Source organism: Geodermatophilus nigrescens (assembly GCF_900129495.1).
GTDB classification, from domain to species: Bacteria; Actinomycetota; Actinomycetes; order Mycobacteriales; family Geodermatophilaceae; genus Geodermatophilus; species Geodermatophilus nigrescens.
In genome coordinates this window covers 933171-953553 of the sequence record NZ_FQVX01000001.1, presented here as the reverse complement: position 1 = coordinate 953553, position 20383 = coordinate 933171, and the positions used below count along the sequence as shown (strand labels likewise).

The following is a 20383-nucleotide window of genomic DNA, read 5'->3' as shown; positions in this document are numbered from 1 at the left end:
GCACCGTCACGGGCAGTCGCTCGGGTAGCCGCTCCACTCGACGCACCCGCGCGGCGGCTCGGGCTCGGGCGGGTCGGGGGTCACGGCGTCGTGCATCCCGAGGCCGAGGACCAGGCACAGCAGCACGCCGCCGCCGAAGACGGTCGCGGACAGCCCCCGGCGGCGCACCAGTGCGACGGCGAGCCCGATCCAGGGCAGGACCGTCCCCCAGACCGTCGCCAGCCGGGCGTGGCGCTGGGCCTCGGACCGCTCCGCCCAGCCCGTCGGTCGCTCGCCGCCGCCGATCGTCCAGTCCGGGACGGCGTGGTCCACGACCTCGCCCAGCCACTGCAGCCCGTGCCAGGCCGTCGCCACGAGCCAGGCCACGGTGAGCACGGCGAAGAGCAGGTGCTCGGTGCGCGGGCCCGCCCGGCGGCCGGCCTCGTCCCCGGGCCCGTGCAGCGTCCCCGTCACCGGCACCGGGGCTCGCGCGGGCCGTCCACCGGGCAGACGACCAGGCCCACCTCCTGCTCCGGTGCGGCGGGCCGGTCGTCGGGGAGCGCCAGCGCGTAGAGCCCGATACCGGCGGCCATGCCGAGCGCGGCCAGGCCGCCGAACACCGCCGCGACCACCCGCCGCCGCCCGCGCAGGGCCAGCAGCGCCCCGGCCACGGGCAGCACGGCGGCCAGCGCCGTCGCCTGGAGAGCCGCACCCTGCGCGCGACCCCGCCAGACGTCCGCCGCCGGTGTCGCCTCGTCCTGCCAGGCGGCCGCGGGGTCGAACCGGATCGACCCCAGGGCGTCGAGGAGGGACACCGGCACCACGAGCGCCCAGAGCACCCCCACCGCGGCCAGCACGAGGACCGGCCCGAGGCTCGTCCTCGCCCGTCGCCGGTCCGTCCCCTTCACGCGTCCTCCCCGTGTCCGACCGGAGGATGACAGGCCCTCCGCCCGCGGGCGCAGCGGCGCGGCCGCGGGAACCGGTCCCCGCTCCGACGCGGGAGGACGCCGCCGGGCGCGAGGGTCGTCAGCGTCCCCAGAAGCGATCCGCGGAGGTCCGCAGTGTCCGTCCCCGTCATGACCGTCCCCGGCGAGCCGCCGGCGCCGGTGTCGTCCGCCGCCGTCCGCGCCACCGGCCTGACCAAGGTCTACGGCTCCGGTGAGACGGCGGTGCACGCGCTGGCCGGCGTCGACGTCACCTTCGAGCGCGGCGGCTTCACCGCGATCATGGGCCCGTCCGGTTCCGGCAAGTCGACGCTGATGCACTGCCTCGCCGGTCTCGACGCCGCCACCTCCGGGCAGGTGTGGCTGGGCGGCACCGAGCTCACCCGGCTGCGCGACGACCAGCTGACCCGCCTGCGCCGCGAGCGCATCGGCTTCGTCTTCCAGGCGTTCAACCTGCTCCCGGTGCTCGACGCGCGGGAGAACATCGTGCTGCCGATGCAGCTGGCCGGCCGCCGTCCCGACCCGGCCTGGTTCGACGCCGTCGTCGCCCGGCTCGGCCTGCGCGAGCGGCTGCGGCACCGCCCCTCGGAGCTCTCCGGCGGCCAGCAGCAGCGGGTGGCCATCGCCCGGGCGCTGCTCCCCCGCCCCGACGTCGTCTTCGCCGACGAGCCCACCGGCAACCTCGACTCCCGCGCCGGCGCCGAGGTGCTCGACCTGCTGCGCAGCAGCGTCCGCGAGACCGGCCAGACCGTCGTCATGGTCACCCACGACCCCACCGCGGCCTCCTACGCCGACCGCGTGGTGCTGCTCGCCGACGGCCGCCCGGCCGGCGAGATCGACCGGCCCACCGCCGCGTCCGTGCTCGAGGCGCTCCGCGGGCTCGGGGGCTGACCGGTGCTGTCCACCACCCTGGCCGGCCTGCGCGCGCACCTGCCGCGGCTGGTCGCGGCCACGCTCGCGGTCGTCATCGCCACCGCGTTCGTCGCCGCCACGCTCGTGCTCAACGAGACGGCCCGCGCCACGCTGCTGCGGGCCGCCGGCGCCCAGTACGTCGGCGCCGACGCCGTGGTCACCGCCCGCGACGGCGGCTCCCTGGCCGGCGACGTCGCGACCCTCACCGCGCTGCCCGGCGTGGCCGCGGTCGACCCCACCGCCACCGCCGACGTGCAGGCCGCCCTCCCCGGCCGGTCGGCCGCCTACCTGCAGGTCGGCAGCGTCGCCGCCGACCCGGAGCTGCGCTGGCAGCGGGTGACCGCCGGCGCCCTGCCCGACCGTCCCGGCGAGCTCGCCCTGGGCCTGCCGACCGACGCCGAGGTCGGCGACGTCGTCGCGGTGTCCGTGCTCGACCCGGCCACCGGCGACGTCACCGCCACCGCCGAGGCCACCGTCACCGGGCTGGTCGACCTGGCTGGCGACCCGGCCGCGGGTGTGTACGCCCACGGGTACGCCGTGCCCGCCCAGGTGTCCGCCTGGGGCGCCACCGACCCGACGGAGCTGCGCGTCGCCGCGGCACCCGGCACCGACCCCGCCGGCCTGGTGGCGACCGTCGCCGCGGCCCTCGACGGGCGCGACGTCACCGTGAGCACCGGGGAGGAGGCCGCGGCGTCCGCCGTCGCGTACGTGACCGGCAACCGGCTCGCGCTCACCGCCGTCCTGCTGGTGTTCGCCACCGTCGCGGTGCTCGTGGCGGGGCTGGTCATCGCCAACACGCTCGCCGTGCTGGTCGCCCAGCGCACCCGCGACCTCGCGCTGCTGCGCTGCGTGGGCGCCACCTCGCGGCAGGTCCGGCGCAGCGTGCTCGCCGAGGCCGCGGTCACCGGGCTGGTCGCGTCCACGGTGGGGGTCGGCGCCGGCATCGGGCTGGCCGCCGTCGTCTCCGCGCTCGTCGGCACCGACTCCCCGATCCCGCTGGAGGGCGTCACGGTGCCGCTGTACGCCGTCGCCGCGGGGCTCGCCGTCGGCACGCTCACCACGCTGGTCGCGGCGCTCGGCCCGGCCCGGGCGGCCACCCGGGTGGCGCCGCTGGCCGCGCTGCGGCCGGCCGACCCCGCCCCGCTGCGCAGCCGCGGCGGCCTGCTCCGCTTCGCCACCGGCCTCGTGCTGGTGCTCGGCGGGTCGGCGCTCATGGCGCTGGGCGTGGTGATGGCGCAGATCTACCCGGCGCTGGCCGGCGGGGCGGCGAGCTTCCTCGGCGTCGTCCTGCTCGCCCAGCGTGCGGTGCCCCCGGTGGTCGCCGCCGCCGGGCGGGCGCTGGGCCGCGCCGGCGGCCTGCCCGGCCGGCTGGCCGCCGGGAACGCCAGCCGCAACCCGCGCCGGACGGCGGCGACGGCGACCGCGCTGCTCATCGGCGTCACGCTGACCACCGCGATGGTCGTCGGCGCGGCCTCCACCCGGGCGACCGCGCAGGCGGGCCTGGACTCCGCCTACCCGGCCGACGTGGAGATCGGCGCGTACGGCGAGCTGCCGTCGTCGCTGCTGCCGCAGCTGGAGGAGGTCGACGGCGTGGCCGGCGGCACGGCGCTGGCCGGCGCCGACCTGACCGGCCCCGACGGGCAGCCGACCTGGGTCCAGGGCGTGGACCCGGCCGACGCGGGCGCGGTGCTGCGCAGCACCGCCGACCTGCCGCTGCCCGCGCTCGGCGAGGTGGTGCTGCCGCCGTGGGCGGCCGAGGTGTGGTCGGTGCGCGACGGCGACGAGGTGACGCTCACCGCCGGGGCGAACAGCCGCACGCTGACCGCCACCGTCGGCGGGGACGCCAGCACGCCGCTGCTGTACGCGGCCGACCTGCGCGGCCTGGTGCCCGACGCCCCGGCGGCGACGCTGTGGCTGCGGCTGGCCGACGGCGACGGCCAGCGGGACGCCATCGCGGAGGTCACCGAGCTCACCGGCGCGGCCGCCCCCGACGCCTACGTCACCGGCCTGGCCAGCGAGCGCGCCGCGATCGACCAGGTGCTCGACGCGATGCTCCTCGTGGTCACCGGCCTGCTCGGCGTCGCGGTGCTCATCGCCCTGATCGGGGTGGGCAACACGCTGGCGCTGTCGGTGGTCGAGCGGCGGCAGGAGAACGGGCTGCTGCGGGCGCTGGGGCTCACCCGCGGGCAGATGCGCGGGCTGCTGGCGTGGGAGGCGCTGCTCGTGGCCGGCGTCGCGGCGGTGCTCGGTGTGCTGGTCGGCGGGGCGTACGGGCTGATCGGCACCGCGTCGCTGCTCGGCGGGCAGGACGTCGTGGTGGTCGACGTCCCGTGGGTGCAGGTCGGCGGGATCGTCGTCGTCGCGACGGTCGCCGGGCTGCTGGCCAGCGTGCTGCCCGCGCGCCGGGCGGCCCGCACCGCGCCGGTCGCGGCGATCGCGGCGGTCTGAGGCGGACCGGCTCAGACCGGGTCGGTGACGTCGCCGGGGGGCGCGGGCCAGCGCGCCACCCCGGCGACGTCGCCGTCACCGACCGGGGCCCGGAAGTCCGGGGCGCGCTTGTCGAGGAAGGCGGCCACGCCCTCGGCGGCGTCGGGTCCGCCGGCCAGCTCGGCCAGCGCCCGGGACTCCGCGCGGTGCGCGTCCCACGGCGAGGGCTGCCCGAGCATCGACCACAGCAGCTGACGCGCGGCGGCCACCGCGACGCCGGAGGTGTTGCCGGCGATCTCCCGGGCCAGCGCGTAGGCGGTGGGGAGCAGCTCCTCGTCGGGGACGACGCGGGAGACCAGCCGGCCGCGCAGCGCCTCGCCGGCGTCGAACACCCGCCCGGTGGCCACCCACTCCATCGCCTGGCTGATGCCGACCACCCGCGGCAGGAACCACGACGACGCCGCCTCCGGGGTGATCCCGCGGCGGGCGAAGACGAACCCGAAGCGCGCGGACTCCGCGGCGATCCGCACGTCCATCGGCAGCACCATCGTGGCGCCGATCCCCACGGCCGGGCCGTTGACCGCGGCGATCACCGGCTTGCGCAGCGCGGCGAACGGCAGCGAGGCCATGCCGCCCCAGTCGCGCGGGACCCCACCGACGGCGCCGCGGGCCGGGGCGTCCTCCCGCCCCCGGCCGGCGAAGGTGCCCGCGCCCGCCCCGAGGTCGGCGCCGGCGCAGAAGCCCCGCCCCGCACCGGTGACGACGACGACCCGCACCCCCTCGTCGGCATCCGCCGCCGCGGCGGCCCGCGCGAGCTCGACCGCCATCCGCGGCGTGAAGGCGTTGAGCCGCTCGGGGCGGGACAGGGTGATCGTGGCGACGCGGTCGGCGACGTCGTACCGGAGCTGCTCGAACGTCATCCCAGGGCGCCGGCCTCCGCGAGCCGGGCGACCGCGTCGAGGTGCTCGGCGGCGTCGCCCAGCAGCAGCCGGTCGGTCTTGGCGCGGCGCCAGTACAGCTGCGCGTCGTGCTCCCAGGTGAACCCGATCCCGCCGTGCACCTGCACGACCGTCTCCGCGGCCCGCTCGAACACCTCGGCGGCGTAGGCCTTGGCGGCCGCGGCGGCCAGCGGCAGCTCCTCCGGCGCCGAGTCCGCCGCCCACGCCGCCCACCACACCAGCGAGCGCAGCTGGTCCACGCCCACCCAGGCGTCGACGAGCATGTGCTTGACCGCCTGGTAGGAGCCGATGACCCGGCCGAACGCCTCGCGCTGCCGCGCGTACTCCACGCCCATGAGCACCGCGCGGTCGGCGGCGCCGAGGTCCTCGGCGGCCATCACGACGGCGCCCACCCGGCGGGCCCGCGCCCACAGCGCGCCGGCGTCCTCGGCGAGCACGCGGCGGGAGGTCAGCCGCACCCGGGCGAGGCCGCGGGTGGCGTCCAGCGGCCTCCCGGGCACCACCTCGCCCTCCCCCGCGACGAGCGTGTCGCCGTCGAGGGCGAGGAACAGCGTCGCGTCGGCGGCATCGACCGACGGCGCCGAGCCGGTCGGCGGGCCGTCGAGCACGGCGACCGCGGCCGACCCGTCGGCGAGCTGCGCGGCGAGGTCGGGCGCGCCCTCGAGCAGCACCGCGGCGCGCGCGGCGGTGACCAGCGAGGGCCCGGCCAGCACCGCGCCGCCCTGCTCGGCGACGACGGCGAGGTCGAGCACGCTGCCGCCCGCGCCCCCGGCCGACTCGGGCACGGTGATGCCGAGGAAGCCGATGTCGGCGAGCGCCTTGCGGCCGGGTGCGGGGGCGCCGTCGCCGTCGAGCGCGCCGCGCGCGGCCGACAGCGGGACCGAGCCGGTGAAGAACTCGCGGGCGCCGGCGGCGGCGTCGCGCTGGTCGTCGGACAGGTCGAAGTTCACCGGCGGCCTCCGGAGGAGGAGAAGGGGGCGGTCTTGTCGGTGCGCGGCTCGGCGGGCAGGCCCAGCACCCGCTCGCCGAGGATGTTGCGCAGCACCTGGTCGGTGCCCCCGGCGATGGCGATGCCGGGCACGTACGCCTGCGCCTTCTGCCAGGTCTCGTCGCCGTCGGCGGTGGCACCGAGGACGGCGTCGTCGCCGAGCAGCCGGACGCCGGCGTCGGCCACCAGCCGGGCCGCGGCGGTGCCGCCGAGCTTCCCGGCGCTGGCCTCCGGCCCCGGCACGCCGCCCTGCGACAGCGTGGTGAAGCGGCGGTAGCCGGTGTAGCGGGCGGCGAGCGCGGCGACCAGCGCCCGCCCCACCGCCTGGCGGGCCAGCGCCTGCCGCTCGGGGTCCAGGTGCGGCAGCCGGTCGCGGGCGTGCGCGGCCAGCGACTCGGCGGACTGGCCGATGTCGCTGCCGGCGCCGCCGATGGCCACCCGCTCGTTCATCAGGGTGGTGAGCGCGACCCGCCAGCCCTCGCCGGGCTCGCCGAGCCGCTCGGAGTCGGGGATGCGGACGTCGTCGAAGAACACCTCGTTGAAGTCCGCGCCGCCGCTCATCTGGCGGAGCGGCCGCACGGTGACGCCGGGCGCGTGCATGTCGACGACGAACATCGTCAGCCCCGCGTGCTTGGGCCTCTCCGGGTCGGTGCGGGTGAGCAGGATGCCGAAGTCGGAGACGTGGGCGAGCGTCGTCCAGACCTTCTGCCCGTTGACCACCCAGTCCTCGCCGTCGCGGACGGCGGAGGTGCGCAGCGCGGCGAGGTCGGAGCCCGACGCCGGCTCGCTGAACAGCTGGCACCAGACGTCGTCGGCGCGCAGCAGCCGGGCGAGGTAGCGGGAACGCTGGTCGTCGCTGCCGTGCGCGATGACCGTGGGGCCGCACATGCCGATGCCGATGTGGTTGATCAGCGTGGGCACCCGGGCGCGGGCGAGCTCCTGCGCCACGATCGCCTGCTGCACCAGCGTGCCGCCCTGCCCGCCGTACTCGCGCGGCCAGGTCACGCCGACCAGGCCCTCCTCGGCGAGCACGCGCTGGGTGGCGCGCAGGTCGGCCTCCCGGCTGCGCGCGTCGACCGGCTCGCCGGGCGCCACGTGCAGCAGGTCGCCGGCCCGGTCGGCGAGCACGGTGCGCACCCGCTCCCGGTAGGCGGCCTCGTCGGGGGTGTCGTCGAAGTCCACGCCGGTCCTCCGCGTCGTCGGGGTGTGGGTCGGGCGGTCCGGGCGCAGCGTGGCACCGGTCACCCGGAACGGTCAACGGTGACTGTTCGAGGCGGGCGCGGCGGCCTACCCTGCGCCGGGTGACCGCCGATCCCGTGGACAGCGCCGCCGTGCACGGGCCGCGCACCCGCTCCGCGCGGACGGCCGACAGCCGCGCGCTCATCCTCGACGCCGCCGTCGCCTGCCTGGTCGAGGACGGCTACGCCGGCGCCTCGACGCTCGCCGTCCAGGCCCGCGCCGGGGTGTCCCGCGGCCGGCTGCTGCACCACTTCCCGTCCCGCGCCGAGCTGCTGGTGGCCGCGGCGGGGCACCTGTCGACGACGCTGCTCGCCGAGGTGGAGGAGCGCGCCGCGGCGCTCATGGCCGACCAGCCGCCGGGCCAGGAACGGGTCGACCGCGCCATCGACCTCATGTGGGCGACGTTCCAGGAGCCGCCCTTCTGGGCGGCGATGGAGCTGTGGACCGCGGCCCGCACCGACCCCGGGCTGCGCTCGGCGCTGCGGGTGGAGGAGCGGCGGCTGCGCGCGGCGATCCGGCGGGTGGCCGACGGCATCTGGGGGCCGGAGATCGCCGCCGCCCCGCTGTACGCGGAGCTCTGCGAGCTGCTGTTCACGAGCATGCGCGGGGTGGCCTGCGTGTACGCCTTCACCGAGCGGCCGGCGGCCACCGACCCGCACCTGGCGCTGTGGCGGCGGCTCGCCGCGCGGATGCTCCTCGCGCGCCCGGAGGACTGACGCCGGGCGGCCGCGCGGGCCACGATGACCGGGCATGGACGACCGTGCGGCCGCCGCCCCCACCGGCTACGTGCTCGGCGACGACGACCCCGAGATGGCCCGGCTCGACGCCCTCTCCTCGCTCTACGGTCCGGCCACGGGGGCCTGGCTCGACACCGCGGGCCTCGCGCCCGGCATGGCGGTGGCCGACCTCGGCTGCGGCCCGGGCGCGGTCACCCTCGCGATCGCGGACCGCGTCGGCGCGGGCGGGCGGGTGACCGGCGTCGACGCCGCGCGGCGCCCGCTGGAGGTGGCCCGGCGCCGCGCCGCCGGGCGGCCCGGCGTCGCCTTCGTGCAGGCCGACGTCACCACCTGGGAGCCGCCCGGCCCGCTCGACGCGGTGGTCGGCCGGCTGCTCCTGCTGCACCTGCCCGACCCGGTCGCCCTCGTCGCCCGGGCGGCGTCGCTGGTGCGGCCCGGCGGGGTCGTCGCGTTCGCCGACGTCGTCCTGCCCACCCGGGCGGCGCACCCGCCACTGCCGCTGCTGGACGCGTTCAACGGCTGGCTGCTGACGGCGTTCGGCCGGCTCGGCGTCCCCGTCGACGCCGGGCTGCGGCTGACCGCCGTCTACCGCTCGGCCGGCCTGCCCGACCCCGTGCTCACCTGCGGCCAGCCGCTCGAGCGGGGCGGTGGCGCGACGGGCTGGGCCGTCGTGGCCGGCGACGCGGTCAGCCTGCTGCCGGCCTTCGAGCGCACCGGCACGGCGACCGCGGCCGAGGTGGGCGCCGCCGACCTCGGGCGGCGGCTGCGCGCGCAGGCCGCTGCGGCCGACGCCGTGCTGGTCAACCCGCTGCTCGTCGGGGCCGTCGCGAGACGCCCCGGTCAGGGTTGACCGCCGCGTCAGGTCGCCACCAGCATGACGCGGGTCACACCCCGACCGAGGAGGACCCGTGAGCGTGCCGATCCCCACCCTCCAGGGCCGCGGCATGACCGCCGCCGACCAGCTCGCACGCTGGGCCCGCCGGACCCCGGACACGTGGGCGCTGCGCTTCGACGGCGGCGGTCGCACCTACGCCGAGCTGGACGAGCGGGTCACCCGGCTGGCCAACGCGCTGGCCGGCCGCGGGGTGGGCACCGGCGACCGGGTGGCGGTGCTCGGGCTCAACTCGATGGAGGTGTGGGAGGCCTACCTGGCCGGCGTCCGGCTCGGCGCGGTCGTCGTCCCGGTCAACTTCCGGCTGGTCGCCGACGAGGTCGCCTACGTGCTCACCGACTCCGGCGCCACCGCGCTGCTGGTCGACGCCGCCCTCGCCGAGGTGGCCACCAAGGCCCGCGAGCAGGCGCCGGAACTGGCCACGGTCCTCACGCTCGGCGGGGACCTCGAGGACGCCATGGCCGCCGCCTCGCCGGAGCCGCCCGGCGTCGAGGTCGACGAGACCGCGCCCGCGTTCATCATGTACACGTCGGGCACCACCGGCCGCCCCAAGGGCGCCGTGCTCACCCACCGCAACCTGCTCATGCACGTGTTCAGCCAGGTCACCCACCTCGGCTGGGGCGACGACGACCGGGTCGGCGTCCCCGGCGCCCCGCTGTTCCACATCGCGGGCCTCGCCGGCGGGCTGCCGCCGCTGCTGCTCGGCGGCACGCACGTGATCCTCAAGAGCGGCGGGTTCGACCCGGTCGCCACGCTCGACCTCATCGAGCGCGAGCGGGTGAGCAGCATCTTCCTGGTGCCCGCCATGTGGGCCGCCGTCGTCGCGGTGCCCGGCATCGCCGACCGCGACCTCTCCAGCCTGCGGCGCATCTCCTGGGGCGCGGCGCCGGCGTCGACGACGCTGCTGCGCACGATGATCGACACGTTCCCGCAGGCGGAGGTCATCACCGCCTTCGGCCAGACCGAGTGCAGCCCGGTCACCTGCTTCCTGCGCGGCGAGGACTCGGTGCGCAAGATCGGCTCGGTGGGCACCCCGATGCTCAACGTCGAGGTCCGGGTGGTCGACGACGCGATGCAGGACGTCCCGGTGGGCGAGGTGGGCGAGATCGTCTACCGCAGCCCGATGGTGATGGCGGAGTACTGGGGCAAGCCCGAGGCGACGGCGGAGGCGTTCGCCGGCGGCTGGTTCCACTCCGGCGACCTGGTCCGGGAGGACGAGGACGGCTACTACTACGTCGTCGACCGCAAGAAGGACATGATCATCACCGGCGGCGAGAACGTGTACTGCGCCGAGGTCGAGGACGTGCTGGCCGCCCACCCCGGCGTGGCCGAGGTCGCGCTGATCGGCGTCCCCGACGCCCGCTACGGCGAGGCGCCGCTGGCGGTGATCGCGCCGCGGGCCGCCGACGCGCCGCCCACGCCCGAGGAGCTCACCGCCTGGTGCCGCGAGCGGCTGGCCCGCTACAAGCACCCGCGCGAGTACGCGTTCGTGCCCGCGCTGCCGCGCAACCCCAGCGGCAAGGTGCTCAAGACGTCGCTGCGCACCGAGCACCGGGCCGGCTCGCTGGTGAGCGACCCCGCCGTCTGAACCGCTGTGCACCGAGCACCGTCGGAGGGCCTCCGGTCGCTGCACGGCGCACCTCGACAGCCGGTGTGACGTGGGACACGCTGTCGTGGCCCAGGACCCGACAGGGAGGACCCGCATGACCGCCACGCAGTCCGCACCGAGCCCGACGGCCGCCAGCTGGCCGCCCGGGCTGCCGCGCTCGCTCGAGTACCCGTCGGTCCCCGTCGGCTCGATCCTGCGGGCCGCGGTGCGCCGGTGGGGCACGCGCACGGCGTTCGTCGACCACGACGTCGAGCTCTCCTTCGAGGAGCTCGGCGCGCGGGCGGCCGCGGTGGCCAACTGGCTGGCCGACGCCGGGGTGGGCCAAGGCGACGTCGTGGCGGTGCACATCCCGAACTGCCGCCAGTACCCGGCCGTCTACTACGGCGTGATGATGGCCGGCGCCGTCTTCTCCCCCACCAACCCGCTGCTACCGGCCGCCGACCTCGCCGCCCAGCTCTCCGACGCCGGTGCCACCGTGCTCGTCACCTGGGACCAGGTGCTGCCGTTCGTCCGCTCGGCGCTGGCGGCCACGCCGGTGCGCACTGTCGTCGTCACCGGTGAGGCGCACACCCTCGACTTCGCCGCCCGTCTCGAGGGCCTCGAGGACGGCGACGTCGACCTCGCCGACCTGCTCGCCGCCGACCCCACCGACCGGCACCTCGACGCCGGCGTCGACCCCGCCGCCGACCTCGCCCACCTGGCCTACACCGGCGGCACCACCGGGGTGAGCAAGGGCGTGGAGCTGCCGCACCGCAACGTCGTCACCAATGTCCTGCAGTCGGCGTGCTGGACGTCGGGGTCGCTGCCCGAGCTCGACGAGGCCGGCGACGTCACCGTGCGGCAGGTGCTCGGCGAGGACGAGTACCCGATCCGGCTCGGCCAGGCGCGGCTGATCAACCTCACGCCCTGGTTCCACGCGATGGGCGCGATCGGCTACCTCAACGGGATGGTGCTCGGCGGCACCACGACCGTCATCCACATGCGGTTCGACCCGGTGCGGTACGTCGAGGACGCCAAGCGGTACGAGGTCACGAGCATCGGCGGGGCGCCGCCGGTGTTCGTCGCGCTGCTGCAGGTGCCCGGCTTCACCGAGCAGGACTGGTCGCACGTGCGCGGCGTCTCCAGCGGCGCCGCGCCGCTGCCGGTGCCGCTCATCGAGAAGCTGCAGGCCGTCCTGCCCAACGCCGTGATCGGCGAGGGCTACGGCCTCACCGAGGTGACCATGCAGGCCACCGGCAACCCGTCGTTCCGGTCGGGCACCCGCAAGGCCGGGTCGGTCGGCGTCCCGGTGTTCGACACCGAGATCACCATCCGCCCGCTCGGCGGCGGCGAGCCGCTGCCCGTGGGCGAGCGCGGCGAGGTGTGCATCCGCGGGCCGCAGGTCATGCGCGGCTACGCCCATCGGCCCGACGCGACCGCCGAGAGCATTGACCCCGACGGCTGGTTCCACACCGGCGACGTCGGCGTGCTCGACGAGGACGGCTACCTGTCGATCGTCGACCGCACCAAGGACATGCTGCTCTACAAGGGCTACAACGTGTTCCCGCGCGAGCTGGAGGAGGTCCTCTTCGGCGTGCCGGGCGTGGCCGGCGCGGCCGTCGTCGGCCGGCCCGACGAGGCCGCCGGGGAGCTGCCGGTCGCCTACGTCGTGCGCAAGGCCGACGACGCCGGCGCTGCGCTGACCGCCGAGTCGGTGATGGCCGCGGTCAACGACCGGGTCACGCACTACAAGCGGCTGCGCGACGTCGTCTTCATCGACGCCATCCCGGTGTCGGCGGCGGGCAAGGTGCTCAAGCGCGAACTGGCCGCCCGCGAGCGCGAGGCCGCGGCCCAGGGCTGACCCGATCGGGGGCGGTGCGCACCGGCATCCCGGTGGGCGCCGCCCCCGCTCGCTATCGTCCGCGACGTGATCGGCGGACACGGGGCGAACGAGGACCCGCACACCGGGGTGCAGATCGCCCACGAGGAGCCCTCCCCCGTCCGCCAGGTGTGGCAGCGGGTGGTGCTCGCGGCGTTCTTCCTCGCGCTGACCGTGCTCATCGTGTGGCTCGACCGCGACTCCTACCGCGACGGCGACGAGGTCGGCATCTCGCTGCTCGACGCCATCTACTACTCGACGGTCACGCTCTCGACCACCGGCTACGGCGACATCACCCCGATCACCGAGGGCGCCCGCCTGGTCAACATCCTGTTCATCACGCCGCTGCGCGTGCTGTTCCTCATCGTGCTCATCGGGACCACGCTCGAGGCGCTGACGACGCGCTCGCGCGAGGAGTTCCGCATCCGTCGCTGGAGGTCCCGCGTGCGCCAGCACGTCATCGTGTGTGGCTACGGCACCAAGGGCCGCAGCGCCGTCCGCTCGCTGCAGGCCACCGGCACGCCGCTGGAGCACATCGTCATCGTCGACGCCGACCAGCGCGCCATCGACGAGGCCAACTCGATCGGCCTGACCGGCATCGTCGGCGACGCCGGGCGCACCGACGTGCTGCGCCGCGCGCACGTGGAGCGGGCCCGGGCGGTGATCGTGGCGGCCAACCGCGACGACGCCGCGGTGCTCATCACCCTCACCGTGCGCCAGCTCAACCCGACCGTGCCGATCACCACCAGCGTGCGCGAGGAGGAGAACGCGAGCCTGCTGCGCCAGTCCGGCGCCGACACGGTCATCACCACCTCGGCGACGTCGGGCCGGCTGCTGGGCCTGTCCACCGACAGCCCGCGGGTGGTCTCGGTGGTCGAGGACCTGCTCACCGGCGGCCAGGGTCTCGACCTCTCCCAGCGGGTGGTCACCTCCGGCGAGGTGGGCCTGGGCCCGCGCGACCTGCGCGACATCGTGCTGTCGGTGACCCGCGGCGGCCGCACGCTGCGCTTCGACGACCCGCTCATCGGCACGCTGCAGAGCGAGGACGTCCTGGTGGTCGTCCGCAGTCACTGAGCGCGGCCGGGTCGTCCCCTCCCCGCGCGGTCAGGCCGCGCGGTCGCGCGTCGCCCGCGCGAGGACCACCGCGGAGACGGCGAGCGCCCAGGCCACCCGCTCGGCCGTCGAGTCCCAGGGCGGCAGCCCCGTCACCGACGCCGGCAGGAGCGGGACGGCGAGCAGGCCGGCACCGAGGACGGCGGCCGCGGCCGGCGGGCCCGGGACCGCCGCCGCGCTGCGTGCGGCAGCGGCGCCCACGGCGGTCGCGACGGCGGCGAGCGACACCCACAGCAGGACCGGCCCGCGCCCCGGCGCGGCACCGGCGAGGACCGCCTGCACCCACACGCCCGCGAGCGCGGCGGCCGACACTGGCAGGACCAGCAGCAGCCGGGCCGCCAGCCGGCGCCGAGGCCCCACGGGCGCCACCTCGGCCACGGCGGCCGAGGGGTCCTCGCCGGCGACGGCGACGCCGGTGACCAGCACCAGCACGCCGAGCACCAGCAGGAGCCCGTCACCCCCGGGCGGCACGACGGCCATCGCCCCTGCCGTCGCCAGGCCGGCACCGCCCGCCGCCAGGACCGGGCCCCAGGGGAGCACGGTGCCGGTGGCGGCGAGCAGCGCCGGCCAGCGCACGACGGCGGAGCTCACAGGGACCCCATCCACGTGCCCGCTCCGTCGTGCACGAGGAACTGCCCGGCGACGCCCAGCACGACGAGGAGCAGGCCGGCGACGAGCACCGCACGCGTCCGCCGGTCCGGGCCGCTGCGTGCCAGCGCCACCCCGGCGAGGAGCACCACCAGCCCCAGCACGTAGGTCAGGTGCAGGCCGTGGAAGCCGAGGTCGCGGGAGCCGGCGAGGTAGGTCTCCGCGAACGCGCCCGGCGGGTCCACTCCGTCCCACCGGGCCAGCTCCGCCGTCGACGGGTCCCGTCCGAGGTCGGCCGTCACGACCGAGGACCGCGAGACCGCGAAGACCCCGAACGGCGCGGTGAACCAGATCCAGAAGAACACGTACAGGAACGCCCAGCCCACGAAGCCGAGCACGCTGCCGATGGCCCGGGACCGCACCACGCGGGCCATCGCGACGCCCGCCACGAAGGCGCAGGCCACCGCCAGCGGGGCGCCCACCAGCTCCAGGGGCGTCGGGGTGACGGTGCTCGACCACCGGCCCTGCCCGATGCGGACCCCACCCTGGGCGACCACCGCGGTCCATTGCGCCGCCATGAGCACCAGCGCGAGGATCGCGGGCACCCCGGCCGCGGCGAGCAGGCCGAGTGTCCGGTCCCACCGCCGGGCGGGGGTGCTCGTGAACATCTCCGCCGTGGTGGCCGGCCGCTCCCGGAGGGCCGCCCAGTTGCCCACCAGGAAGGCGGCGAGCGCGAGCGGAGCGGCGGCCAGCTCCCAGGTCCCGTAGCCGTCGGTGACCGACCGGCCCTCGGTGAAGGTCCCGTCGGTGCTCACGTACCAGGTGCCCACGGCCGACAGTGCGGCCCCGGCCCAGAGGACCGGGTTGCGCGCGGTGTAGCGCACCTCCGCGCGGGCCATCGCGGCGACGGTGTCCCGTCCGACGACGACGTCGCGGCCGGCGACCGCCGCGGTCACGACGCCACCTGCTCGGCGGCCGTGGAGCCGGTGAGCAGCAGGTACCCGTGCTCCGGCCCGGCCGGCACGAGGGCGGCCCCGGGCGGTGGGGAACCCACGTTGCGGAAGCGGCCCTCCGGAGTGCGCCACGAGACGGCGGCACGTGGGTCGGGCGCCTCGGCGTCCCACACCCGCCCGTCGGCCAGGGCGGCCAGGGCCGTGGTCTCGCCGTGGAAGAGCACCCGGCCGGAGTCGAGGACGACGACGGTGGGACACAACGCGGCGACGTCCTCGGTCAGGTGCGTGGACAGCAGCACCGTCGCGTCGTCGGGCAGCCCGGCCAGGACCTCTCGGAAGCGCAGCCGCTGCTCGGGGTCCAGGCCCACCGTCGGCTCGTCCAGGACCAGCAGGTCCGGGTGGCCGAGCAGCGCCTGGGCCAGCCCCACCCGGCGACGCATCCCACCCGAGAGCGCGCGGATGCGCTGGTGCGCACGGTCCCCGAGGCCGACGGCGTCGAGCACGCGGCGGACCTCCGCGTGCCGGGCCGACCGGTCGGTCATCTCCTTGAGCACCGCGACGTAGTCGACGAAGGAGAAGGCCGTGAAGCCGCTGTAGGCGCCCGACTCCTGCGGCAGGTAGCCCAGCCGCCGCCGGATGGCGAGCCGCCCCGCGGGATCCGCCGGGTCCGCGCCGAGCACCCGCACCGTCCCGGCATCGGGTGACAGCGCGGTCGCCACGATCCGCAGCAGGGTGGTCTTCCCAGCCCCGTTCGGGCCGAGCAGCCCGGTCACACCGGGCCGGAGCTCCAGCGTGACGTCCTGCAGCGCGGTCGTGCCGCGGAAGCGCTTGCCGACGCCGGCGAGCGCGACGGGGAGGGTCATCTCCTGCTCCTGTCCTCGAAGGTGGTGCGGCGGGTGACGGCGGCCAGGGCGGCCAGCACGGCGACGCAGAGCAACGCCGCCTGGCCGGCCGGGCGGAAGGCGAGGGAGCGGTCGAGCACCCCGTCGACCGCGAGGGGGAGGCGCGAGGGGCGCAGCACGTTCCAGGAGACGGCCAGCCACAGCAGCGTCAGGACGGCCGCGACCCGGCGAGGATCGGCACGGGCCGAGAGCGCCAGGGTGAGCGCGCAGAGCGCGAGCGCGGGGGCCAGCCAGAGGGTGGCGGCACGGGAGCCCCCCGGCAGCGCCAGGGCCAGCACCGCGGTGACCGGCAGGGTGACCGCCGCGACGGCCACCGTCCGCAGGAGCAGCAGCCGGAACCGTGGGTACGGCGTCGTGGTGGCCACGTCGCCGGCGAGGTCGTCGACGGCGGCGTAGGCGAGGGCCACCCCGCCCAGGGGCAGCAGCGGCGCGGTCACCACGAACAGGGCCGTCCCCACCGTGCCGGTGCCCAGGTGGGCGGCGAGCAGGGCCAGTGCCAGCAGCGCGGTCCCCGCGGCCCACCAGGCCCGCCGCAGGGCGGGCGCGGCCGCCAGCAGCCGGACCACGTGCGGCGGCAGCACCCGCCCCAGCAGCCCCTCGACCGCGGACGCCGGCTCCCGGTCGACAGCGGAACCCAGTGCGTCCCAGCTGCGCTCGTGCAGGGCCCGTTCCTCCGGCGTGGCACCGGAGGCGGGCACCTCCCGGCAGGCCGCGCACGCGAGGAGGTGCGTCTCGACGGAGGCCGCCGCGGCGTCGGACAGGGCACCGGCGCGGTACCCGGTCCACGTCCTCGCGTCGACGTGCCAGCTCATGGGAGTGCCTCCTGGGTCAGTGCCGCCTGCATCTGGGCGCGCGCCCGGGCCATCCGCGTGCGGACGGTGCCGGGCGGGACCCCCAGCAGCCGGGCCGCCTCGCGGCTGGTCAGTCCGTCCAGGACCACGGCGCGCACGACGGCGCGCAGCTCCGGCGAGAGGCCGTCGACCGCGGAGGCGAGGTCGCCGTGCTCGACGGCGACGAGCACCTCGTCCTCCGCCGACGGCGCGGGGGGCGGGACCAGCAGACGCAGTGGCAGCGGACGACGCGGCCGGACGGCGGCCAGCAACCGGCGGATCCCGATGCCCCACAGCCAGGCGGGGACGTCCCCGGAACCCCGGTAGCCGGTCGGGGTGCGCCAGACCGCGAGGAACGTGTCCTGCAGGACCTCCTCCACCACGCCCGGGTCGCCGCACCGGCGGGCCAGCCGTGCCCGCAGCCAGGGGGCGTGCCGGTCGTACAGCTCGCGCAGCGCCGACCGGTCCCCGTCGGCGACGGCCCGCAGCAGGTCCCCGTCCGAGCGCGGTTCCTGCCTCATGCTGCACCTGTAGCTCCGGAGGCCTCGAGCTGTTCACCGGTCCGGCAGCAGCTCCGGTCCCGGAGTGTCCCGGCGCCGGCGCCCTCCAGGAAGTGCCGGCGCACCGGGGTGCGTGCCTCGTCAGGTCCGGCGCACCCAGGTGCGGGTCGGTTCGCCGCGACCGCGCAGCTCCACCTCCGCGGCGGGCCGCCAGTGCGCGGCCTCGCCGCCGGCCGCCCGCACGACGGCCTCGCTGGCCACCGCCCGGCCCGGGTCGTCCTTGGCGAGCTCGGTGAGCCGCGCTGCCTCGTTCACCGGATCGCCGATCACCGTGTACTCCAGCCGGCTGGCGGTGCCGACCTGTCCGGCCCACACCGGCCCGCACGCCACCCCCACCCCGACGTCGACCTCGCCGGCCGCCCGGACGGCGTCGCAGATCCGCCGGGCCGCCCGCAGCGCGGCGCCCGGCGGGTCGGGGTGGGCGGTGGGCGCGCCGAACACGCACAGCGCCGCGTCGCCCTCGAACTTGTCGACCAGCCCGCCCTCGGCCTCGATCGCCTCGACGACGACGGCGAAGAACCGGTTGAGCAGGCCGACCATCTCCTCCGGGCCGGTGCGCCGCACCAGCGAGGTGGAGCCCGCGATGTCGACGAACAGCGCCGCCACCGTGCGCAGCTCGCCGCCCAGCGACGCACCCTCGGCCAGCGCCCGCGCGGCCACCGGGGTGCCCACGTGCCGGCCGAACAGGTCGCGCAGCCGTTCCCGCTCGGCCAGCCCCGCGGCCATCGTGGCGACGCCCGCCTGCAGCAGCCCGATCTCGCCGGCGTCGTCGACGGTCACCGCGGCCGCGTAGTCGCCGTCCCCCACCCGCTGCACCGCCTCGCGCAGGTCGCGCAGCGGCGCCCCGACGGCGCGGGCGAGCAGCACGGTGGCCAGCCCGCCGACCAGCAGCGCGACGACGGCGAGGAAGACCACCGCGGTGCGCCCGGGGCCGCCGGGGTTGCTCGGGTCGACGAACAGCAGGACCACGCCGAGCAGCGGCACGGCGCTGGTGAGGCTCCAGGTGAGCAGCAGGCGGGGGCGCACGCCGAGGGCGAGCCGCCCCGACGGCGGGTGCGCGGCCAGCGCGCGGGTGGTGACGCCGCGCGCGGCGCGCGCGACGAGCAGGTAGACGACGCCGGCGGTGGCCGCGCCGCCGAGCAGGGTGGCGACGCCGACCCGCAGGCCGACCAGCGGTTCGGGGAAGGTGAGCGCGGCGACGACGCCGACGAGCACCGCACCGAGCAGCCAGACCGAGCCGGCGATCAGCGCGGTGTCCACCGGCAGGCGCAGCGCGGAGGCCGCCTCGGCGGGGGTGGGCGTGCGGCGGGCGACCAGCCAGGCGGTCGTGGCGCGCTGGCGGCGCAGGCCGGCGAGGGTGGCCAGCGGGAGCGCGAGGAGCAGGTAGCCGAGCGCGGCGAGCAGCACCGGCGCGCGGCCGGCGCTCGCCCCGTCGTCGGAGACGCCGAGCAGCAGCAGGGTGACGGTGCCGACGCCGACGAGGTCGGCGACGACGACCAGCGCCACGATGAGCGGGACGGCGACCCGGCCGCTCGGCGCCCAGGCCAGCACGTCGTCGGCCCGCCGGAGGGCGGTGCTGCGCGTGCCGGTCGGGACCACGACCGGCTCAACGACCCCGCGCGGGCGGGGACACGGTCAGACCGGCAGCTCGGCCAGCGCCTCGGCGACGAGACCGTCGGCGAGCACGAGGTCGACCGCGGTGGAGTGCCAGCCGGCCACGAGCAGCAGCGGCCAGGGGCGCTCGTCGTCGGCCGAGGCGGTGGCGGCCACCAGGCCGGCCTGCGCCACGGCGCGGCACGCGATGGGGTTCATGAGGGGGACCTCCTGTCGTCCGTGCACAGGAGATCGGCAGGTGGGTGTGGTCGCTCCAGCCAGGCGGCGCATCTCACCCCTCCGAGGGGGGACGGCGGATCCTGCCGCGCGCGCGGGCGGGCCCTGCGGTAGCGCGCGGCCGCCCGGGGGCTGAGCCCGGGCGGCCGCGTCCGGGCTCAGCCGCGGGCCGCGCGCAGCGCGTCGGCCAGCGGGGTCGCCGGGCGGCCGAGCAGGGCGGCGAGGTCGGCGTCGCCGGTGTCGAGGTCGCCGCGGGCGATCGAGGCGTCGATGCCGGCGACGAAGCCCGCCGTCCCCTCGTCGAGACCGGCGGACCGCAGCGCGGCGGCGTACTCGTCCACCGGCAGGTCGCGGTACGCGACCGGCGTGCCGGTCACCTCGGTGACGGCGGCGGCGAGGTCGGCGAGCGTGACGCCGGGCCCGCCGACCTCGTGGACGCCGCCGTCGCCGTCGGCGAGCAGCGCGGCCGCGGCGGCGACGGCGAAGTCCTCGCGCGCGGCGATCGAGACCCGGCCGTCGCCCGCGGCGCCGAGGACCTCGCCGGTGGCCAGGTACTGGTCGACCTGGGCGGCGTAGTTCTCGGCGTACCAGCTGTTGCGCAGCACCGTCGCCGGGACGCCGGAGCGGGCGAGCACCCCCTCGGTCTCGCGGTGCTCGGGGGCCAGCGGGTTCGTGGACGTGTCGGCGTGCGCGATCGAGGTGTAGACGATCCGCTGCACGCCGGCCGCCGCGGCCGCGTCGATCACGGCGGTGTGCTGGGCGACCCGCTGCCCCGGCTCGCTGCCGGAGACCAGCAGCAGCCGGTCGACGCCGGCCAGCGCGGCGGGCAGCGTGCCCGGCTGCGAGTAGTCGCCGTGGCGGACCTGCACGCCGCGGCCGGCCAGGTCGGCCGCGGCCTCGGGACGGCGGGCGACGGCGACGACGTCGCCCGCCGGCACGCCGCGGTCGAGCAGCTCCTGGACGGCGCGGCGGCCGAGGTGGCCGGTGGCTCCGGTGACGGCGTAGGTGGTCATGCGGGGACTCCTCGATCGGGAACTCGGTCGGGGGCACTAACCAGGAGAAA

Annotated in this window: 20 protein-coding genes; 7 read left to right on the top strand and 13 right to left on the bottom strand. The window is 77.2% G+C overall.

All coding sequences use genetic code 11. The features are described 5' to 3' along the window. Positions 1–6: 6 nt before the first annotated feature. Both BUE37_RS04740 and BUE37_RS04735 read right to left on the bottom strand, forming a co-directional pair. Positions 7–459 (bottom strand): hypothetical protein, encoded by a 453-nt coding sequence (locus BUE37_RS04740; RefSeq protein ID WP_073418916.1) that lies wholly within the window; start codon positions 457–459, stop codon positions 7–9. Further along, on the bottom strand, positions 450–887 hold the full coding sequence (locus tag BUE37_RS04735) for a hypothetical protein (protein ID WP_139252816.1): 438 nt from the start codon (positions 885–887) through the stop codon (positions 450–452). Before BUE37_RS04735 ends, BUE37_RS04740 begins: the two co-directional genes overlap by 10 nt. Before the next feature lie 153 nt (positions 888–1040). Here BUE37_RS04735 and BUE37_RS04730 point away from each other — a divergent pair, with 153 nt between their 5' ends. Beyond that, positions 1041–1814, top strand: coding sequence for an ABC transporter ATP-binding protein (locus BUE37_RS04730; protein ID WP_245794283.1), 774 nt, complete (start codon positions 1041–1043; stop codon positions 1812–1814). Positions 1815–1817: 3 nt separating this feature from the next. Continuing rightward, complete coding sequence (locus BUE37_RS04725; protein ID WP_073418912.1) at positions 1818–4283, top strand: ABC transporter permease; 2466 nt, start codon at positions 1818–1820, stop codon at positions 4281–4283. Positions 4284–4294: 11 nt separating this feature from the next. Here BUE37_RS04725 and BUE37_RS04720 read toward each other — a convergent pair whose 3' ends face one another. Genes BUE37_RS04720 through BUE37_RS04710 form a run of 3 tightly spaced genes read right to left on the bottom strand, consistent with a single transcriptional unit; the run spans position 4295 to position 7391 of the window. Beyond that, positions 4295–5182 carry an enoyl-CoA hydratase-related protein gene (locus tag BUE37_RS04720; RefSeq protein WP_073418910.1) on the bottom strand — a complete coding sequence of 296 codons (888 nt, stop codon included), beginning with the start codon at positions 5180–5182 and terminating at the stop codon, positions 4295–4297. Continuing rightward, a complete protein-coding gene (locus BUE37_RS04715; RefSeq protein WP_073418908.1) occupies positions 5179–6171 on the bottom strand; it encodes an acyl-CoA dehydrogenase family protein in 993 nt (330 codons plus the stop codon). Before BUE37_RS04715 ends, BUE37_RS04720 begins: the two co-directional genes overlap by 4 nt. Further along, positions 6168–7391: an acyl-CoA dehydrogenase family protein gene (locus tag BUE37_RS04710; RefSeq protein WP_073418907.1), complete on the bottom strand. Its 1224-nt coding sequence runs from the start codon at positions 7389–7391 to the stop codon at positions 6168–6170. The genes BUE37_RS04715 and BUE37_RS04710 overlap by 4 nt, the downstream gene beginning before the upstream one ends. 119 nt (positions 7392–7510) lie before the next feature. Between BUE37_RS04710 and BUE37_RS04705 the strand changes: the two genes are divergently transcribed. From BUE37_RS04705 to BUE37_RS04685, 5 genes are all read left to right on the top strand, one after another. Continuing rightward, positions 7511–8164, top strand: a complete 654-nt coding sequence (locus tag BUE37_RS04705) for a TetR/AcrR family transcriptional regulator (protein ID WP_217651125.1) — start codon at positions 7511–7513, stop codon at positions 8162–8164. 34 nt (positions 8165–8198) lie between these two features. After that, positions 8199–9035 carry a class I SAM-dependent methyltransferase gene (locus tag BUE37_RS04700; protein WP_073418904.1) on the top strand — a complete coding sequence of 279 codons (837 nt, stop codon included), beginning with the start codon at positions 8199–8201 and terminating at the stop codon, positions 9033–9035. A 58-nt stretch (positions 9036–9093) separates the two neighbouring features. Further along, positions 9094–10665 carry a long-chain-fatty-acid--CoA ligase gene (locus BUE37_RS04695; protein ID WP_217651124.1) on the top strand — a complete coding sequence of 524 codons (1572 nt, stop codon included), beginning with the start codon at positions 9094–9096 and terminating at the stop codon, positions 10663–10665. A 115-nt stretch (positions 10666–10780) separates the two neighbouring features. Next, entirely contained in the window at positions 10781–12526 is a 1746-nt protein-coding gene (locus BUE37_RS04690) for a class I adenylate-forming enzyme family protein (protein WP_073418903.1), read from the top strand. A gap of 66 nt (positions 12527–12592) precedes the next feature. Further along, positions 12593–13618, top strand: coding sequence for a potassium channel family protein (locus BUE37_RS04685; RefSeq protein WP_245794282.1), 1026 nt, complete (start codon positions 12593–12595; stop codon positions 13616–13618). 30 nt (positions 13619–13648) lie between these two features. On the opposite strand, the gene BUE37_RS04680 is transcribed toward BUE37_RS04685, so the two are convergent. The 8 genes from BUE37_RS04680 to BUE37_RS04650 form a co-directional block, all read right to left on the bottom strand. Continuing rightward, complete coding sequence (locus tag BUE37_RS04680) at positions 13649–14248, bottom strand: hypothetical protein (protein ID WP_073418902.1); 600 nt, start codon at positions 14246–14248, stop codon at positions 13649–13651. Further along, positions 14245–15201 carry a hypothetical protein gene (locus tag BUE37_RS04675; protein WP_073418901.1) on the bottom strand — a complete coding sequence of 319 codons (957 nt, stop codon included), beginning with the start codon at positions 15199–15201 and terminating at the stop codon, positions 14245–14247. The genes BUE37_RS04680 and BUE37_RS04675 overlap by 4 nt, the downstream gene beginning before the upstream one ends. After that, on the bottom strand, positions 15198–16061 hold the full coding sequence (locus BUE37_RS04670; protein ID WP_073418900.1) for an ABC transporter ATP-binding protein: 864 nt from the start codon (positions 16059–16061) through the stop codon (positions 15198–15200). The genes BUE37_RS04675 and BUE37_RS04670 overlap by 4 nt, the downstream gene beginning before the upstream one ends. After that, positions 16058–16912, bottom strand: a complete 855-nt coding sequence (locus BUE37_RS04665) for a zf-HC2 domain-containing protein (protein WP_073418899.1) — start codon at positions 16910–16912, stop codon at positions 16058–16060. Before BUE37_RS04665 ends, BUE37_RS04670 begins: the two co-directional genes overlap by 4 nt. Next, on the bottom strand, positions 16909–17451 hold the full coding sequence (locus BUE37_RS04660) for an RNA polymerase sigma factor (RefSeq protein ID WP_073418898.1): 543 nt from the start codon (positions 17449–17451) through the stop codon (positions 16909–16911). The genes BUE37_RS04665 and BUE37_RS04660 overlap by 4 nt, the downstream gene beginning before the upstream one ends. A gap of 120 nt (positions 17452–17571) precedes the next feature. After that, complete coding sequence (locus tag BUE37_RS04655; protein WP_217651123.1) at positions 17572–19089, bottom strand: adenylate/guanylate cyclase domain-containing protein; 1518 nt, start codon at positions 19087–19089, stop codon at positions 17572–17574. A 36-nt stretch (positions 19090–19125) separates the two neighbouring features. Continuing rightward, positions 19126–19302: a hypothetical protein gene (locus BUE37_RS23670; protein ID WP_175562787.1), complete on the bottom strand. Its 177-nt coding sequence runs from the start codon at positions 19300–19302 to the stop codon at positions 19126–19128. 176 nt (positions 19303–19478) lie between these two features. After that, complete coding sequence (locus tag BUE37_RS04650) at positions 19479–20333, bottom strand: SDR family oxidoreductase (protein WP_073418897.1); 855 nt, start codon at positions 20331–20333, stop codon at positions 19479–19481. Positions 20334–20383 lie beyond the last annotated feature (50 nt).

Coding starts and splice junctions, on each gene's coding strand:
- BUE37_RS04670 (WP_073418900.1), bottom strand. CDS start 16,061: ATGACCCTCCCCGTCGCGCTCGCCGGCGTCGGCAAGCGCTTCCGCGGC.
- BUE37_RS04665 (WP_073418899.1), bottom strand. CDS start 16,912: ATGAGCTGGCACGTCGACGCGAGGACGTGGACCGGGTACCGCGCCGGT.
- BUE37_RS23670 (WP_175562787.1), bottom strand. CDS start 19,302: ATGAACCCCATCGCGTGCCGCGCCGTGGCGCAGGCCGGCCTGGTGGCC.
- BUE37_RS04720 (WP_073418910.1), bottom strand. CDS start 5,182: ATGACGTTCGAGCAGCTCCGGTACGACGTCGCCGACCGCGTCGCCACG.
- BUE37_RS04690 (WP_073418903.1), top strand. CDS start 10,781: ATGACCGCCACGCAGTCCGCACCGAGCCCGACGGCCGCCAGCTGGCCG.
- BUE37_RS04700 (WP_073418904.1), top strand. CDS start 8,199: ATGGACGACCGTGCGGCCGCCGCCCCCACCGGCTACGTGCTCGGCGAC.
- BUE37_RS04660 (WP_073418898.1), bottom strand. CDS start 17,451: ATGAGGCAGGAACCGCGCTCGGACGGGGACCTGCTGCGGGCCGTCGCC.
- BUE37_RS04650 (WP_073418897.1), bottom strand. CDS start 20,333: ATGACCACCTACGCCGTCACCGGAGCCACCGGCCACCTCGGCCGCCGC.